This is a genomic window from Ruminococcus sp. XPD3002, assembly GCA_900119535.1.
Taxonomy (GTDB): Bacteria; Bacillota; Clostridia; order Oscillospirales; family Ruminococcaceae; genus Ruminococcus; species Ruminococcus flavefaciens_H.
Window position 1 is genome coordinate 1 of the sequence record FPJT01000008.1, and the last position, 16,115, is coordinate 16,115.

Annotated in this window: 17 protein-coding genes and 1 pseudogene; 6 read left to right on the forward strand and 12 right to left on the reverse strand. The window is 47.5% G+C overall.

The window, feature by feature from the left end; genetic code table 11:
• Positions 1-235 (reverse strand): transposase (locus tag BT127_RS16275; protein ID WP_082334961.1); only part of this gene is annotated, 235 nt, incomplete at its 3' end.
• Between the two features lie 179 nt (positions 236-414).
• On the opposite strand from BT127_RS16275, the gene BT127_RS08415 reads away from it, so the two are divergent.
• From BT127_RS08415 to BT127_RS08425, 3 genes and pseudogenes are all read left to right on the forward strand, one after another.
• Positions 415-822, forward strand: coding sequence for a hypothetical protein (locus tag BT127_RS08415; protein ID WP_082334962.1), 408 nt, complete (start codon positions 415-417; stop codon positions 820-822).
• Positions 823-981: 159 nt separating this feature from the next.
• On the forward strand, positions 982-1,185 hold the full coding sequence (locus BT127_RS08420; protein WP_075424584.1) for a transposon-encoded TnpW family protein: 204 nt from the start codon (positions 982-984) through the stop codon (positions 1,183-1,185).
• Between the two features lie 90 nt (positions 1,186-1,275).
• Positions 1,276-2,900: pseudogene (locus BT127_RS08425) on the forward strand (recombinase family protein).
• Between the two features lie 80 nt (positions 2,901-2,980).
• Here BT127_RS08425 and BT127_RS08430 read toward each other — a convergent pair.
• From BT127_RS08430 to BT127_RS08445, 4 genes are read right to left on the reverse strand one after another with little or no spacing between them, the layout of a single operon-like run.
• Positions 2,981-4,537 (reverse strand): recombinase family protein, encoded by a 1,557-nt coding sequence (locus BT127_RS08430; protein WP_075424585.1) that lies wholly within the window; start codon positions 4,535-4,537, stop codon positions 2,981-2,983.
• The gene (locus BT127_RS08435; RefSeq protein WP_075424586.1) at positions 4,525-4,950 is read right to left on the reverse strand and encodes a recombinase family protein; all 426 of its coding nucleotides are present in this window, start codon (positions 4,948-4,950) and stop codon (positions 4,525-4,527) included. The genes BT127_RS08430 and BT127_RS08435 overlap by 13 nt, the downstream gene beginning before the upstream one ends.
• Positions 4,950-6,500, reverse strand: coding sequence for a recombinase family protein (locus tag BT127_RS08440; protein WP_075424587.1), 1,551 nt, complete (start codon positions 6,498-6,500; stop codon positions 4,950-4,952). The genes BT127_RS08435 and BT127_RS08440 overlap by 1 nt, the downstream gene beginning before the upstream one ends.
• Before the next feature lie 29 nt (positions 6,501-6,529).
• Entirely contained in the window at positions 6,530-6,721 is a 192-nt protein-coding gene (locus tag BT127_RS08445) for an SHOCT domain-containing protein (RefSeq protein ID WP_075424588.1), read from the reverse strand.
• Between the two features lie 214 nt (positions 6,722-6,935).
• Here BT127_RS08445 and BT127_RS08450 point away from each other — a divergent pair, with 214 nt between their 5' ends.
• Positions 6,936-7,379: an Hsp20/alpha crystallin family protein gene (locus BT127_RS08450; RefSeq protein WP_019679684.1), complete on the forward strand. Its 444-nt coding sequence runs from the start codon at positions 6,936-6,938 to the stop codon at positions 7,377-7,379.
• Positions 7,380-7,565: 186 nt separating this feature from the next.
• Positions 7,566-8,201: an SMI1/KNR4 family protein gene (locus BT127_RS08455; RefSeq protein ID WP_075424589.1), complete on the forward strand. Its 636-nt coding sequence runs from the start codon at positions 7,566-7,568 to the stop codon at positions 8,199-8,201.
• 54 nt (positions 8,202-8,255) lie between these two features.
• Here BT127_RS08455 and BT127_RS08460 read toward each other — a convergent pair whose 3' ends face one another.
• Genes BT127_RS08460 through BT127_RS08490 form a run of 7 tightly spaced genes read right to left on the reverse strand, consistent with a single transcriptional unit; the run spans position 8,256 to position 15,430 of the window.
• Positions 8,256-9,434: a GH25 family lysozyme gene (locus BT127_RS08460; protein ID WP_075424590.1), complete on the reverse strand. Its 1,179-nt coding sequence runs from the start codon at positions 9,432-9,434 to the stop codon at positions 8,256-8,258.
• Positions 9,431-9,892 carry a phage holin family protein gene (locus tag BT127_RS08465; protein WP_075424591.1) on the reverse strand — a complete coding sequence of 154 codons (462 nt, stop codon included), beginning with the start codon at positions 9,890-9,892 and terminating at the stop codon, positions 9,431-9,433. The genes BT127_RS08460 and BT127_RS08465 overlap by 4 nt, the downstream gene beginning before the upstream one ends.
• A gap of 12 nt (positions 9,893-9,904) precedes the next feature.
• A complete protein-coding gene (locus BT127_RS08470; protein WP_075424592.1) occupies positions 9,905-10,576 on the reverse strand; it encodes a hypothetical protein in 672 nt (223 codons plus the stop codon).
• A complete protein-coding gene (locus BT127_RS16785; protein ID WP_075424593.1) occupies positions 10,573-12,075 on the reverse strand; it encodes a hypothetical protein in 1,503 nt (500 codons plus the stop codon). Before BT127_RS16785 ends, BT127_RS08470 begins: the two co-directional genes overlap by 4 nt.
• Entirely contained in the window at positions 12,075-13,454 is a 1,380-nt protein-coding gene (locus BT127_RS08480) for a leucine-rich repeat domain-containing protein (RefSeq protein ID WP_075424594.1), read from the reverse strand. The genes BT127_RS16785 and BT127_RS08480 overlap by 1 nt, the downstream gene beginning before the upstream one ends.
• A gap of 5 nt (positions 13,455-13,459) precedes the next feature.
• Positions 13,460-14,569, reverse strand: a complete 1,110-nt coding sequence (locus tag BT127_RS08485; RefSeq protein ID WP_075424595.1) for a siphovirus ReqiPepy6 Gp37-like family protein — start codon at positions 14,567-14,569, stop codon at positions 13,460-13,462.
• 3 nt (positions 14,570-14,572) lie between these two features.
• Positions 14,573-15,430: a phage distal tail protein gene (locus BT127_RS08490; RefSeq protein ID WP_075424596.1), complete on the reverse strand. Its 858-nt coding sequence runs from the start codon at positions 15,428-15,430 to the stop codon at positions 14,573-14,575.
• A gap of 235 nt (positions 15,431-15,665) precedes the next feature.
• On the opposite strand from BT127_RS08490, the gene BT127_RS08495 reads away from it, so the two are divergent.
• The gene (locus BT127_RS08495) at positions 15,666-16,097 is read left to right on the forward strand and encodes a VanZ family protein (RefSeq protein ID WP_318257209.1); all 432 of its coding nucleotides are present in this window, start codon (positions 15,666-15,668) and stop codon (positions 16,095-16,097) included.
• Positions 16,098-16,115 lie beyond the last annotated feature (18 nt).

The following is a 16,115-nucleotide window of genomic DNA, read 5'->3' on the forward strand; positions in this document are numbered from 1 at the left end:
TGAGAATGTCATTTGCTTTACGAAGTTCAGCGTTTTCACGCTCGAGCTCTGTAATACGCAGTTTTGCTTCGTCATCGGTCATCTGATACTTCTTAGCTTTGACAGCGGCATTTCGCTTTGTACGCCAGTCTGAGAGTGTGTAATACTGGATACCTAACTGCTGAGCAGCCTTTTTCAGTCCGATCTCATCCGAGAGCTTTAATGCTTCTTCTTTGAATTCTTTACTGTACTTCATAGTCGTTTTCCCTTTCTGGTTTTATCATTTATATTCTACCAGATTATTGGGCGTTTGTCGACTGCTCTTTCAGTATAACACTTCACTGCGAATAGACAGATAGCTCCGAAATTTGCTATAATATTATCGTGGGGTTAAATCAAATCTTGCGATACTCAAAACCGAAAGAGGTGATGCGAATGAGTAAGAAAGCGAAAGCTGAGGTCGCTGACGAGTCCGCCGTTATCATTACGGATGCCGTGCTTGCCGAGAATCAGGCGAAGCTCGATAGCTACGAAAAGTCTATCAAGGCAGCGCAGGAGCGCAGACGTAAGGTCATCATCGAAAGCAAGCTCTACACCTACGATAAGCTCTCACAGCTTTACGGCGGTGCTGAGGGGCAGGCACTTCTCGATGCAGTCACTGCGGAGCATACGCTCATCGGCAAGCTGACCGACAGTGGAATGTCCTACGCTGACATTGAGGGGCTTGTCGATAGCTCTGACGGTGTAGACAGCAAGTCGGGCGATGATGCCGACAGTGGCTATGCCGATGATGAATTTGTCGGACAGACTTCTTTCTTCGGAGATAATTCCTACAAGGATTAACATATTTCCGACAACAAAACGATAGCTGTGAGAGGGGCGGCAGCAATGCCGTTCCTCACGGCTATAATCACAAACAACAACCATGAGGGTAAGAGATATAAAGCGATGCCCTCAGACCTATAAGCGTAGATATAGATAAGCTAAGGAGATAAATTCGCTATGAATGAAACAACAACTGCCGCCGTTGCGGTAACAGATAACGTGTCCGAGTACCATATCGGGCATACGATTTACAGAGTAAAAACCGTCTTTAACCCAGCTTTTCGGCAAAGCCTGAGCGACATACTTGCAAGGCTCATCGCGGCTGACTGTGAAAAAATGCTCGGTGATAATGAACAGGAACAGGACAAGCAGGCTGTGTGAAATTTTAGCTTCGTGTGTATTGACTTTTTCGACAATGCGCGCTAAACTATTATCATAGCTTGCTGTATCCTGTCGGAAAGTGAGGTTAAAATGACAGACAAGATAACAGCTTTATACTGCCGTCTTTCGCAGGACGATATGTTGGACGGCGAGAGCAACAGCATTACGAACCAGAAAGCGATTTTACAGAAATTCGCTGAGGACAACGGCTTCCCCAATCCGACTTTTTATGTCGATGACGGAGTTTCAGGCACGACTTGGGAGCGTGATGGCTTCAAAGCGATGATGTCGGACATTGAGGACGGCAAGGTCGGTATCGTGATAACGAAAGACCTTTCAAGGCTCGGTCGTGACTACCTGAAAACGGGTGAGCTTATCGAAATGGTGTTCCCCGACTACGATGTTCGCTACATTGCCGTCAACGATAATGTCGATACGGCAAAGTCCGAAAACGAACTGCTTGCTTTCAAAAAATCTTCAATGACTGGTACGCCCGTGACTGTTCAAAGAAAATTCGTGCGGTGTTCAGAGCAAAGGGTCAATCGGGCAAGCACCTGTGTCCGCCCGTGTACGGCTACAAGAAGTCCGATACCGACAAGAATTTGTGGGTAATTGACGAACCTGCCGCTGAGGTGGTACGCAAGATTTTCAAGCTCTGCATTGACGGCTACGGTCCGGTGCAGATTGCCCGTATCTTAACGGAACAGGGTATCCCCACGCCTACCGCCTACGCTCTCTCGCAAGGCAGGGACAATGGGAGACACAATGCTAAAACATACCGTTGGGGAGCGCAGACAATTGCCCATATCCTTGAACGCTATGAATACTGCGGTCACACGGTCAATTTCAGAACGAAAATGAAGTCCTACAAGGTTCACAAGATCGTCTACAATCCGCAGGACGAGTGGCAGATATTCGAGAATACGCAAGAGCCTATCATCAGCCAGCAGACCTTTGACTTGGTGCAGGAGCTTCGCAAGCACAAGCGCAGATCGCAGAAAATGCAGACGGTCAATCCGTTCGCAGGAATAGTGTACTGTGCAGACTGCGGAGAGAAGATGTATCTGAGCCGCCGCAAGAATGAGCGTCCAGAACAGGAGCATACGCGTTGTTCTACATACGCAAAAGAACAGGATAAATGCACTGTGCATTATATCCGCACTTGCGTACTAAACGAAATTGTCCTCGGTGAGCTGAACAAGCTCCTGACAATGGTGCGTGAGAATGAGGACGAGTGTATCCAGACCGCTATGAGCAGTTCCGTTCAGCGTAAGTCATCGGAGCTTACAAAAGCGAAAAAGACCTTAAAGCAGGCTGAAAAGCGTATCGCTGAACTGGACAAGCTCTTTACAAGGCTCTATGAGGACAATGTTCTCGGCAGGCTGTCTGACGAGCGTTTCACGATGATGTCGGCAGGGTATGAGGACGAACAGAAGAAACTGAAATCTACTGTTTCAGAACTGACCGCCTTTGTCGAAACGGCAGAGCAGAAGTCCTCCGATGTGACAGCATTCCTCAAAGTGGTGCATAAATACGAGCATATCGAAAAGCTCACGCCTGAGATCATGCATGAACTGGTTGACAAGATCATCGTCCACGAACCCGACAAGTCCAGCGGTAAGCGTGTGCAGGATATTGAGATACACTTCCGCTTTGATGTGGCGGTTTCCACGATCTCCGTGGAAACAGGTAAATATGGAAAAAAGGTCGCATAATGCCTATTTTATGCGACCTGAATTAAGGGAGAAAAAACTTCTATATCACCACTGTGGTTTTGGATATGGTTTCAAATTAATTACTTACAAATTTCAAGCGTTACTCCTGATTTGAATTCAAATACGAGCTTGCTTTCAAAAACAGTCACTTTTGACAGCAGGTGCTTCACAAGGCTCTCGTCAAACTCGGTGATCGCATCAGGCTGTGATGTGATAAACTTCTGCAGTTCCCTGATACGGTCAAGATTATCGTTTCTGGAGGTATCATTCTGCAGGGCGTTTTCTTTCTGCTGGCGGAGCCTGAGTACCTCCTGCGCAGCTTCGCTGTAGTCCTCCTGACGGCTTGCCTTATCTATGATCTCCTGCTGAAGCGCACTGATCCTTGCCTGAATACTTTCGGCGGACTCAGGATTCATTGTCATAAGGACCGATGCGATATTCTTCTGCAATACCGGAAGGTAGGAGTCGCTGTCTGCTATCAGCTGGTTCAAAGCGGCGATAAAGGAATTTTTCAGTTCTGTCTCGTGTACTGTTCTTGCACAACAGTCACCGGCCTTATCCACTCTCGTGATGCATCTCCATACTACAGACTTGCAGCCGTGGTTGTTCCAATGGATCCTGCGAAATCGCTCACCGCATTCGGCACAGTATATCAGTCCTGAAAAGCAGTGATTAGAACTAAATCCTCGCTTTCTGCCGTTGCAGTCAATCAGCGAACCGCGCCGTGACATTTCTTCCTGTACTTTCATGAACAGTTCCTTCGGGATAATCGCTTCATGGTCATCTTCAACATAGTATTGCGGAACGTCGCCGTTATTCCGGGCACGCTTCTTGTTTAGAAAATCTACAGTATATGTTTTCTGTAGAAGCGCGTCACCCATATATTTTTCATTTTCAAGGATGCGCCTGATTCCACTGTCGTGCCATCTATTGTTTCCTCTGGCGGTAGGAACGCCGTCACGCTCCAGCCCTCTTGCTATCTGCTGACAGCTTGCGCCTTCCAGATACTCACGGAATATACGCTTGATTACTTCTGCCTGCTCAGGATTTATGACCAGGTGGCCATCTTCATCCTTATCGTACCCGAGAAAGCAATTTGCATTGACCATGACCTTACCCTGTTGAAAACGGTACTTGATACCTAGTCTTACATTCTGACTCAGCGATTCGGATTCCTGTTGAGCTAGGGAAGCCATAATGGTTATCAGGACTTCGCCCTTTGCGTCCATTGTATTTATGGACTCTTTTTCAAAATATACCGGGATATTCAGCGCTTTTAGTTCACGGATGTAGTTCAGGCAGTCCACAGTATTGCGGGCAAAGCGGCTGATCGATTTTGTAATGATCATATCGATCTTACCGTCCTTGCAGGCCTGAATCATATTATTGAACTGTTCTCTGTTCTTTGTCGATGTTGCACTGATTCCGTCATCTGCAAATATCCCCGCAAGCACCCAGTCCGGTTTTTTCTCGATTACATCGGTATAGTGCTCTATCTGCGTCTGATAGCTTGATGTCTGTTCTTCGTAATCAGTCGATACTCGGCAGTAGGCAGCTACACGTAGTTTCCGTATCTCTTCCTTTTTTGCGATGCTTCCGACCGGTTTCTTTGCCGGGATCTCGGTTACTTTTGGCATTTGACCACCTTTCTTTCTATGAGGCTGTACAGGTACTGAGCTTGTTCGTATGGATCGTTATACTGTGTCTGCGGGGGAGAGAACGTGAACTCCGTTTCAGGCTTTGGTATTATTCTTCTTGTTTTACCTGTCTGGTTCTTATTATCAGCCCGCCGTTTCAGTTCGCTGTTCGCTCTGTGAAATACTGCGGCATCAATAATTGCAGGGTAAAAATCATCACCGCAATAGCACTCTCGGTTTAGTATTCGTTTTACGCTGCTGTGAACGACAGGGTGACCTGCGGCTTTTGCCGATTCAGCAAGGCTCATTCCGCTGATGTAGTTATCGAAAATGCGTCTGACACAGTCTGCTTCAGCTTCGTTTATCACGGCAGCACCATTTTCGATACGGTATCCGTATGGCGTGTGTCCCATCACAGCACCTCCTTCAGCGTGAGCCCGCATTTCAGCTTGAACTCAATGCAGTCCCGGTCATAAACAATAATGTGATCTACAAAAGCAGTGAATAGCTCATCGCTGAACTCGTCAAGTAATGTCGTTGTTTCAGTAAATTTCAGAAGCTTGTCCAGCTCTGTGATCTCATAGGCTTCAGCAGAGGTATATGTTCCCAGGACTGCAAGCTCATTTCTGTAATCTTCTGCCGCTTTTCTCAGCATGTTCATTTCCTGATTAAACATCACATTATCGATAATATCCTGTGCTCGGAGCTGCCGCAGGGTGTGCTTTTTCTCAGAGTTCTTTTCCAGCAGCTGCTGAAGCTCCTGCATTCTCTTAATGCTTTCATCCGTACTGTCTGCTCTGAGCGTATCGTACAACGGCTTCAGGATCAGCTTTCTGCTGAATATGAGCTTATTGAGCATCGTTACAAATGTAGCTTTCAGTACATCGTCACGCACATATTTGGCGGAGCATCTTCTGATATCCTCTATATGTGTATTGCAGACCCATGCTATTTCAGCACCGTGACTGTGGATCCGACGCTTATACTTACCGCCGCATATCCCGCAGATGATCTTACCGGAAAATGCGAAGCGGTTCTGATACTTTCCGTTCTCCCTTACTATGCCCTTTTCTTTGCTACGCTGTCTGACCAGGGCATTTGCCCGTTCATAGGTTTCACGGCTGATAATTGGCTCATGATGTTCGGAAACAAGATATGTTTTGACCTCACCGTGATTATTATGCCTGCGAAATGTATCGTCTGTATATGTTTTCTGAAACAGTGCATCGCCGACATATTTTTCGTTTACGATAATATCTCTCACAGTCGAGCCTGACCATTTTCCGCCTTTCCTTGTGGGGATGCCCTGCTGCTGCAGAGCGGATGCGATTGTATCAGTGCTATTTCCGGCAAGAAGCGTTCTGAAGATAAATCTCACAACGCCGGCTTCGGCGGGTTCAATTACCATATCCCCGTTTTCATCTCTCTGGTATCCGTAGGGAACATAGCCTATTTTGAAAGTGCCGGCTGCCATTCTTCGTTGTATCGACCACTTTTCGTTTTTTGATATGGAAGAAGATTCTTCTTCTGCCATGCTGCTGAGTATAGATAGGATCAGCTCACTTTCCATATCGCCGGTATCGATGTTTTCCTTTTCAAAATAGATTGTCACACCGATATTCAGCAGTTCCCGGACAATGGAAAGGCAGTCCGTGGTATTTCGGGAAAAACGGCTGATAGATTTCACAAGGATATGCTCCACCTTTCCGATACGGCAGGCTGTCAGAAGATTCTGCAGCCCATCACGGATCTCAGCCTTTGTGCCGGTAATTCCGGTATCATAATACAGGCCGGCATACTCCCATTCTGAATTAAGCAGGATATATGATTCATAATGTGCTTTTTGTGTTTCAAGGCTCTCAAGCTGATCGGAATGATCTGTTGAGACGCGGCAGTATGCAGCCACACGCCGTTTCTTCTTTTTAACACTCGGCTTCTGCGCTTCGATCACTCGAATGTTCATGGAAACACCTCCTTTTGTTGGTATCTATATTAGCTCTGACTTCTAGATAAATCAAGCGTTTTCGGCAATAGCTCCACAAAAAGGGGAGAGAAAGACTGCCTGTTTAACTGCGTCAATTTGTCATACTCGTCAAAGGAAATAAGTCCGCTTTTGTAAAGGGATTCTGTGATCTTTTGTGCCTTATGGTAGTTTACTTCGTCAATGATTTTCTGCTGTTCCATAGCATACCTCCTGAAAAGCTAATGTGACATTTCTGTCAAAAATATGAAACCTGTGTGAAAATTAGCACTCTCCCCTTGACAGTGCTAATCCAGAGTGCTATAATATAATCAGAACAAAGGAACAGAGAAGCACCAAAGGATCCGGGTGCTGAACCCTCCGTCCCCTTGCTCGAAGCAATGGAAACAATGTGACGAGTAAAAGGAGGACTGACCTATGTTGTATCCTAGCATTTTCGGTGAAAACTTATTCGATGATTTCTTCAGATTCCCTGACTTCGGCAGAGACGTGGAGAAGAAGCTGTACGGCAAACATGCTGCACAGGTTATGAAGACGGATGTCCATGAGCATGACGACCACTATGAGATCGTTATCGATTTGCCGGGCTTCAAGAAAGACCAGATTAATCTTGAGCTTCAGAACGGTTATCTGACAGTCAGTGCCGCAAAGGGTCTTGACAAGGACGAAAAGACTAAGAAGGGCAAGCTGATTCGTCAGGAGCGTTACGCCGGTGCAATGCAGAGAAGCTTCTATATCGGTGATACTGTTACAGAAGCCGATGTGAAGGCAAAGTTTGAGGACGGTGTTCTGAACATTTGCGTTCCGAAGGCAGAGCCTAAGAAGCTGGAGAATCACAAGTATATTGCAATTGAGGGATAATACCTCGCTAAGATATGATTCCAAAATAATGCTCCCCGGAGCTGTTCTTTTTGAGCAGTTCCGGGGAGTTTTTGTGCCTGATGGCTATGTGGGCGTAACACATTGACTTTTTCCGGGATTGGATGTATAATTAAAACAGACAGGGGCAATCTAATCTCCCCTACAAATCGGAATTTGGAGAAGAAAATGGACTACATATCTGAAATCAGGGCACTTGCACAAGAAGGACTTCGCAGAGATCCTATGTGCATAAAATTCGGTGCAAATCATCATAGATGGCAGTTTGCTAAACCGGCTAATAAGCGGGCTATACGAAAGTTTGAAAAAGATATGAAGCTCACTTTGCCCAATCCGCTCGTTAGGTATCTTACCGAACTTGGAAATGGCGGTGCAGGTCCGGATTATGGTATTTACAGCCTTGAAGTGATGCGTAAAAGAAATGGATTCGTTCCCAAAACAGAAAAAATGCCCGTCATGCTTGATCATTCCATGACAAATGAACAATGGACGAATTTTGCAAGAAAATATGAAGAATTAGATGACATTATGTGTTCAGCAATATTTGAAGAAAAAACTAAGGAACAGCAAGAATGTTTTTTCCATGAACAATCGAATATGCAATTGGCATTGTGCGCAGGAGGTATTTTTATAGGCACACCGGGCTGTACCATGAACTCGATTCTTATGTGCCGTGGAGCCGCCACAGGTGAAGTGTTTATTGTTGATTTTGATTACATTTTCACGTTACGCTCAGAACCATATTGCTGTGGGAAATTTGAGGACTGGATTGTAAATGAAATGAGAAAGTCTCTTGAGGTATAAATTCTGAGTTGTCACAGTATGTACCGGGCAGAGAACTACCTCTGCCCTATTGTTTTACTCCTTCATAAGCGTGCCCTTGTAGGTTTCCGTGCCAATCATGATGGTAGCGGTCACGGTGGTATCGGGCTTATCGGGTGCAGGCGTGGAAGTTGGCTCTGTCTTACTCCAACCGTTCAGCCCCTTGCCCTTGATGACAGTCGGGAAATCCTTATAGCAGATGTCAAGATCCACATTGCCGTTGATTCCCGAAACCCTGCCCTTTTCACTATGCTGCCAGATTCCGTAAGCGCCGCTGTAATTGGTCTGATCGACCCAGTGCGCCAGCCAGATCGTATACCAGGACTTTATATCATCAGCAGTATGCGTGGTCAGCGAAGAAGCAGAACCGTACAGACCGACAAAATAGCCGGCGCTCTCAACCTTTTTGAGGAACGCACGCATGATAGCGGAGACCTGTTCCTTGCCGAGGTCGAACTGCTTCTTTTCCTCAAGGTCGAAGTACAAAGGCATCTCGAACTGCTTTCCCTTAATAACGGACAGGAACACATCAGCTTCCAGTTCTGCTTCCTCCGGGGTCATGGCATAGGAGTACCAGTATGCGCCGACGGGAATACCAGCGGCTTTTGCACCTGCGTAGTTCTGCTCGAACTTCTCGTCCTTCTGCGAAGCAAGCCTGCCGTAGCCGGCACGGATAATGGCGAAATCAATGCCGTCAGCTTTGACCTTACCCCAGTCGATATCGCCGTTGTGTACACTTACATCAATACCCTTCATATCCTCACCCCCGAAGTACTTGTAGAAATCATCGGTCACAGTGCAGTTGCCATGCACTTCGTCGCCGTACCAGTTGCCGTTGGGACGCACATCAACGTGAGTGTACTGGTAAGCGGCGGTAATATTTGCAATGCCCCTGAACCCGATATCCTGCGCCTTGCAGCAGACCACCTTGGAGGAAATAGGCTGCCCGTCCTGACCGTAACAGCAGATGTCAGCTGCATTACCGAGTGTATGCTGTCCGGTTCCGCTGCCCTTCACTGCTTTATCGTGAGCAGAACATCTGAAGCCGGAAGTCACAATGATCTTGGAGCAGTTCAGGGCGGCATAGAACTGTTCCAGCTTCTGCACCAGCTCATCGGACACACTGAACTCGTGCTCTTTGCCGCACTTGCAGCGGAACTCACAGGAGTTGAAATGCGGTGTGATCTGCACGGAATCGGAATACTGATACTTCATTTCTCATCATCCTCCATTTTATCGATCATTTCCTGAATATCATCGTCAATGTGCTGCGCTCTCTTCTGAAGCACCTCGATAGCCTTTTTGATTGCAGGCGGATACGGGATACCCATGAGACTTGTATTTTCAATGATTGAGAGCAGTTCATTGACACAGAAGCCGATGCAGGTCGCGTCACGGATATATGTGGTGCCGATCAGAATATCCATGCGGACAGCCACTACGACCATGAGCAGAATACAGAATTTCTTCGCAAGTCCGACCCAGCCTGCCTTTGAACTCAGCCTGCCGGTCTTGCTGTGCTTGCTTCTGCCCATAGAAGCGGTGATCAGTCCGGTTGTGAAATCAATCGCCATGAAAATGAGAAGTGTTGCCAATGCTGAATCCCACCCTCCGAGCAGCGCCGCAAAAAAGCCGCCGATGACTCCGGCGGCTGTACAGATATTTTCTTTCATTGTATCATCCTTTCAAATTGTCACATCCACTACCTTCACAGCACGGATCATCGGACTGGTATTGTCGGTGATTGCTTTCCATGCAAGGTAATACTCTCCTGCACTGATACCGCTGCACTCATGCAGTACATTGACATAGTTGCCCACAGTGCCGAGCCAGCCGAAAGGAACTGCAATAGCACTATGATTCTGGATCGATTCATAGATATATCTTGCAGTTTCTGCTGAAGATAACTGCTGATTGTTTTTCGGAACAAGCCACATCTCACCGATATCCGTAGCACCCGACTTATAGCTCATCATGATCTTTCTATTGATGCTGATGTGAACAGGCTCAACACACATCGTATAAATGGTCTGCCCCCAGTTGAAATCTGGCTGATTGTAGTAGATCGCGTATCCGTTCTCTTCGCAGCAGAAATGCTGATACGATTCTGTAAAGCCGGACAGACTGCGGTAGCCGTCATTGTAGAAGGTATAGACCTTTTCACCGTAGTCATGGAGCGTGTCAATAGAAGCCCTGAACAGCGTGACATCCGGCTTTGCCTGCGGAATTTGCAGCACCTTCGGAACAAGGTTATTCAGCTTTTCAGTCTCCGATGCCTGCACGCCCATTGCTACAAGGTTCCTTGCAAGCTGATCGCGCTGATTGTCTAGCTCGGTCAGATAGTTTCCGATACTCATGCTGTCACCTCCACAATATTGGACAGTGCCTCCTCCACTCCGGAGAGTGCATTTTCCACAGCTTCAAGGCGGGTGTAAATATCCGTGATAGAGGTCTTTGCACCCTGCATATCATAGAGAATTTCCGTCTTGAAACGCTCGAACACGCCCTCATTGACACCTACACGCTCATTCAGGTTCATTGCTGCGGTGTATGCTTCGTTCCATCTGCTCACATGGGATTCCGTGATGGAGTTGAGCGTTGTGAGGTTATGATGCCAGTGTGCCTGTCCGATCACCGTTGCGATAGAAGCCATGTCATCGAGCATTTCCTGCGTAATGCCGTCCAGAACAGCTTTATTGGCATGGGAATGCGCCTGTGCCGAAACCTCGCTCAGTCCTGTGGACAGCCCATGCAGTGCGCCTGCGGTCGAAGCCTGAAATGCAGCCTGATCACGCATATACTGCTCCGTGATCGTATCAAGAACAGCCTTGTTGTCATGTGTATGCCGCTGTGCATTCAGTGTCAGGAGCGCCTCGTTGATCGTCTGGATGTCATACTGCGTACTGTCCTCAAACTGCTGCAAGCCTGCGAGATCGGAGAAAAGTTCCGGTGTCAGGGCATCGAGAGTGACCTTGTTTTCGTGGGTATGGGCTGTGTTGCTGAAATTGTTGACCATTTCAAACAGCGTGTGGATCTGCTCTCGCGTCCAGTCCTCAAAGGGCGGATATTCCGCAATCGCATCGATCATTGCTTCAGTGATGCGGTCAAGCACAGCTTTGTTATTATGCGTGTGTGTGCTCGGTCTGAGGTTCTCCACGGCTTCATTCAGTGTCTGAAGCTCATAGGTCGTGCTGTCCTCAAACTGCTGCAAACCGGAAAGGTCAGAGAACAGTTCCGGTGTGATGCTATCGAGCGTTGCTTTGTTATCGTGTGTGTGTGATTCCTCCGCAACAGGTGCGATCTCACGCTCGATAATGGTCGTGACCTCGGAGGTTTTCGGGTATTCCGACATATCCGGTGTAATGCCGTCCTTGCCGTGCAGGGATGCCAGCCACTCCTCCTCGGTGCCGACATAGCCGTGTTCCACAGCAATCTCATAGGCACTCTTACCGTCAAGACCGTGTTCAGCGTCCTCGATACGCTTCAGAAGCTGCGTATACAGATCCGGTGTCGGCGGGATAGGCGGTTCATCACCTTCAAATCCGGATTCACGGATATTCAGTGTCACAGGAACAGTTGTCGCCCTCACAGTCGTATCTGATTCCGTATCATAGCCGAACACTGCCTTTTTCACCGCACCTGCGTGAAGCTCCGCAGGCAGGTACAAGGTTGTTCCCTCTGTGCCGAGTACAACGGAATACACCTCATCGCACTGCGAAAACTGCACCACCTTGTGAAAACGCTTCCAGTCACCGTCAAATGTGAATTTGAACTGCACATACTGGATCTGATGGTCTGCAAGAATCTCTCGCTCCACGATCTCAATGCTCTGATTCTTTACAAGGAATTTCCACATTATTCTTCACCAACTTTCCACTCATGATTCTCTGCATTCCATTCCATAAATCCGTCAAGGCACTGGATACGGGTAAGCCCCGACTGTCCGACCTCCATGCCGCCTTTGCCGTCCCAATTGTTCTGCTTTGTGATCGCTGCCCAATCCGCAAGACTGCCTTCGTAAGTGATTGTTTCAAGTGCGCCGCAGTAATTGAAGCAGTGTTCACCGATTGTTGTGACCGTGTGCGCCATTGTAAAGCTCGTGAGAGCTGTGCAGTTAACGAACATAAAGCCGCCAATCACAGAACCTTCATAACGGACGGAGGTTAGTCTCGTACAATCACGGCAAGCATACTTTCCAACCGTCGCTACATTATGAGGAACTGTGAGAGAATTAAGAGCGGCACCCCAGAAAGCACCACCGCCGATTGTTGTAACGGCATCTGGAATTGTAATGCTGTTCAGCTTTCCGGCTGCACTCGGATATTCATCTGCAGGCATAAATGCACCGCTGCCGATCGAGGTGAGTGATGTCGGGAGAGATACAGATTCCAGATTCAGACAGCGTTCAAAGGCATCCTCACCAACGGTTGTAATGCCTTCGGAAACAACAACTGATCTCACTGCATCGTTTCTGTAGAACGGCGAACGATTGGATTCGAGGTCGTAGTCATACATTGCGCCAGTGCCTTTCACAAGCACCTTTCCGCTGGAATAGAGTGCATAGTACGCATTTTCGCCGCACTGACCAGCGGCAATGATATCGCCAATATCCTCGATCTCCGCTTCCAGCTCTGCCACTCTCGCCGTCAGTTCAGCGACCGTATCGTTATATTCCTGCATCTCCGCCGTGATCTGCGCCATCTGTGCCAACATATCCGTCACCTTGCATTTGCCGAGGATACACCTGCAATAGCCGCAGACGTTCCTGTCCTCACGGTAGTCGTACCAATCACGCTCTGTGAGAGATTCAGCCCCCGGATTCAGGCGCACCGCATACATCAGCAGGCGCACATGGTCTGCATCCTGTGGAATAGACGGAAGCTGTGGACTCTCCGCAGGCGTTCCGGGAAAGAGCTTCAGCGTGACGCTGCGGACTGCCTCCGTGGTATCCAGATAAATGCAAATACCCACATACCGAGGAAGCGACTCGTCCTGATAAGAACTGAGGTCGATGCTGTATCTCGCATCGTTGATGAAATAATGCCCGTTGATCCACGCCTTACCTCTGCCAACTGTGACCTTCAGCCCGGAAGATGCGGCTGTCAGCTTGAAGCAGTCGCCGTAATTGTCCTGAATGCCGTTGCAGATGATGCTGCCGAGGTAGTCACAGAAATTCTCCGCAGTATAGGTGCGGTCAAGACCTTTTGAATTGAAAAATCCGCTTGAAAAAGCCATAAAAATCACTCCTTAAATGTCGGTGTCAGGCTGCGCCCGTTCTGGTCAAATGCTTCTATCATGCCGATAAGCTGCACTTTCGGTTGGATCATTCCGAAACGCTTATGTTCTACGGTCACATAATCACCGACGAAATAGTCACGGTTGTAGACATACTGCGTGCTATCCGCTGCAATCTCCGATTCCGATGCAGTTTTCGGATCGACCAGCTTTTCAGAGCCGCGGGTTTTCAGCAGTGCGATATACTGCTCCTCGGGAATCGGCACAGTCTCGCCCTCGACCTGTTCCTCCTCTGAGATATCCTTCGCATCCACATATAGTTCGTAGCGTTCGAGATAGGTCGGCTCATCAGAAACACAATATGTGGTATGTTTTCGCTCCCAGCCCTCACCGTGACCATAGATATAGGCGAAGTTGCGAGTAACAGCAGAATCAGAAGCATATGAGAATGACAGCAGATTGCTGTAGGCATCAGAGAAGATAATATGCGGATTATCTTCCTGCATCAGACTTCGGTCTGCGCCTTCTGCAAGGTCAAGCACCATTTTGTAGGTTTCACCAACAGCCTTCACAAGTCGGATATTTGCAGTGCCGCCGATCTTTTCGCAGATGGTATACACCCACTCCATTAGATTTTCGTAGGATACCTGCAGCGTTGTGGTCTGCTCCCAGCAAGCACCCGATACTGCGCCGAGTGATAAGCCCGGAATGCGGCGGTTATCATTGAGAAGCGTATTCTGCCTGACAATATCATGCACAATTTCGCTGTATGCCTTCTGCGCCGTGACATTATATGTCGGGTGAATGATGCGGCGCTCCAGCAGGCACATGAGAAATCTTCCTTTTACGGTCAGATAGTCGCCGTTTTCGGCATCAGTGTCTATCTGCACCGACTCAATAATGCCAAAATGCTGACTGTCATCATCTCTGCCCACGATGCGCCCGGTCTGAAAAATCGAAAGATTCTCCGGATTGGCGGCGATATACACCTCAAAGCTGCCGCACTGGTAGTATTCGATATCCCACAAGAGCGATGAAAAGCTGTCACATACCGCTTCGAGGGTGATCGTCAGGCTGTCCGCTTCAGCATTCATTCTGTAAACTTCAATCTGCATATATCACACCCCTAGATAAGCATTTGTGTGGACGATAGTCACTCTCAGATTTTGCAGTCCCGTGCCACGGAGATAGAACCGGTTCTTGCCCTCACGCAGCGTCAGCCAGGTCGAGCCGGACACAAGCCGGTTAATGATATTGGTTTTCACACCGCCTCGGTCGAGCGTTACCGTTTTATGACCTGTCTTTGTTGTAACAGTAATGATATCGCCTGCGAGGATGTCGCCGGTGATTTGCAGATACTCATCTGTATCCGCATTGTACAGAGTGGGTGATCTGGCGTCCTCAAGGGCTTCTATCTGCAAAGTAAATCCTATTTCGTCGCCGTCGTTGATGATCTCCATGATGTTTTGTGTATTGTATTTGCCCAGTACAAACGGTTCTGGATTGCTTTCAGTCGGGAATGGGAATGTGAATGCACCCGTGATCTGGCTGTAGTATGCCATGACGGATTCTGTGGAATACCAGTAGATATCTGGACAGAGAATAGAAATTTGTCCGGTGACAAGCTGCTCAAAGTTGCTGACCTCGCAAGTCTCCACATAGCCCTCGGTAAAAACATCTATGCCTGCTGTCTTGTAGTAGACCTTGACATATCTGCTCGGTTTCGCTACTTTGTATAGCTGGTGACGGCGGGCTTCTACACCTACACCACGCATCTCAAAGTGAATTACCACATTCCGCTTTTCGATGAAGGCATTGTTCAAGTAGCTGCCGTCCATGCCTGCGTAGGAGGAGGTGCTGATCGTTCCGGGCGGAGGCGACAAGCCCTCGACCTTTGCTGTCATATACTGGTTGGCGGTCGTGGTCATGTCAACACGATCACCATTGGCATTTTCAAGGATAAGTTTGAAAAACATGGTTGCCCCCCCTTTACTTATTCGGACCGGATATGCTATAATAGAAAAAATGAGCGGAGGCTCTCTGCGCTAAATCGTAGTTTATCAAGCTATCTGCTAAAGAAAGGAGGAGGCAGTGACTATGATTGAGATTTCCTATCTACAGATGTTTATTTTTATAACTCTCATTTGGATACTTGTGCGATTCATAATTGCGATCAGATTCATGAAGTTTTCAGTAAAACGCGAACTACAGATGCTTCTTGTCTATATATGCCTTGTAGTTATTGCAAGATTTGTATACTTTCCGTTACATTTTATTAATGGAAAAATAGGTACACTAACAATTGGATTTTCAAAGACACCGTTTGACATGATAAGCTTAATCCCGTTCTATTTTCTCTTTGACAGATATGATGGATGGATTATCAATATTATCGGGAACATAGCAATGTTTATACCTGTAGGAATAGTATGGCCTATCTGTTTTCGCAAGCTTGATAATATCAAAAAAACTGTATTCGCAGGGATTTGTTTTATTATCTTTATTGAGTTGTCCCAATTGCTATGTCCCGCAAGGCATACAGATATTGATGACATAATATTAAATACGAGCGGTGTTATGATTGGGGCGTGTGTCATATTTGCTATACGAAAAGCCGCAAATTCTGATATATCGCGGCAATAGGGCAAGCATAAAGCCCAC

Coding starts and splice junctions, on each gene's coding strand:
- BT127_RS08460 (WP_075424590.1), bottom strand. CDS start 9,434: ATGAAGTATCAGTATTCCGATTCCGTGCAGATCACACCGCATTTCAAC.
- BT127_RS08415 (WP_082334962.1), top strand. CDS start 415: ATGAGTAAGAAAGCGAAAGCTGAGGTCGCTGACGAGTCCGCCGTTATC.
- BT127_RS08490 (WP_075424596.1), bottom strand. CDS start 15,430: ATGTTTTTCAAACTTATCCTTGAAAATGCCAATGGTGATCGTGTTGAC.
- BT127_RS08430 (WP_075424585.1), bottom strand. CDS start 4,537: ATGCCAAAAGTAACCGAGATCCCGGCAAAGAAACCGGTCGGAAGCATC.
- BT127_RS08440 (WP_075424587.1), bottom strand. CDS start 6,500: ATGAACATTCGAGTGATCGAAGCGCAGAAGCCGAGTGTTAAAAAGAAG.
- BT127_RS08450 (WP_019679684.1), top strand. CDS start 6,936: ATGTTGTATCCTAGCATTTTCGGTGAAAACTTATTCGATGATTTCTTC.
- BT127_RS08455 (WP_075424589.1), top strand. CDS start 7,566: ATGGACTACATATCTGAAATCAGGGCACTTGCACAAGAAGGACTTCGC.
- BT127_RS08480 (WP_075424594.1), bottom strand. CDS start 13,454: ATGGCTTTTTCAAGCGGATTTTTCAATTCAAAAGGTCTTGACCGCACC.
- BT127_RS08485 (WP_075424595.1), bottom strand. CDS start 14,569: ATGCAGATTGAAGTTTACAGAATGAATGCTGAAGCGGACAGCCTGACG.
- BT127_RS16785 (WP_075424593.1), bottom strand. CDS start 12,075: ATGTGGAAATTCCTTGTAAAGAATCAGAGCATTGAGATCGTGGAGCGA.
- BT127_RS08445 (WP_075424588.1), bottom strand. CDS start 6,721: ATGGAACAGCAGAAAATCATTGACGAAGTAAACTACCATAAGGCACAA.
- BT127_RS08495 (WP_318257209.1), top strand. CDS start 15,666: ATGCTTCTTGTCTATATATGCCTTGTAGTTATTGCAAGATTTGTATAC.
- BT127_RS08420 (WP_075424584.1), top strand. CDS start 982: ATGAATGAAACAACAACTGCCGCCGTTGCGGTAACAGATAACGTGTCC.
- BT127_RS08470 (WP_075424592.1), bottom strand. CDS start 10,576: ATGAGTATCGGAAACTATCTGACCGAGCTAGACAATCAGCGCGATCAG.
- BT127_RS08465 (WP_075424591.1), bottom strand. CDS start 9,892: ATGAAAGAAAATATCTGTACAGCCGCCGGAGTCATCGGCGGCTTTTTT.
- BT127_RS08435 (WP_075424586.1), bottom strand. CDS start 4,950: ATGGGACACACGCCATACGGATACCGTATCGAAAATGGTGCTGCCGTG.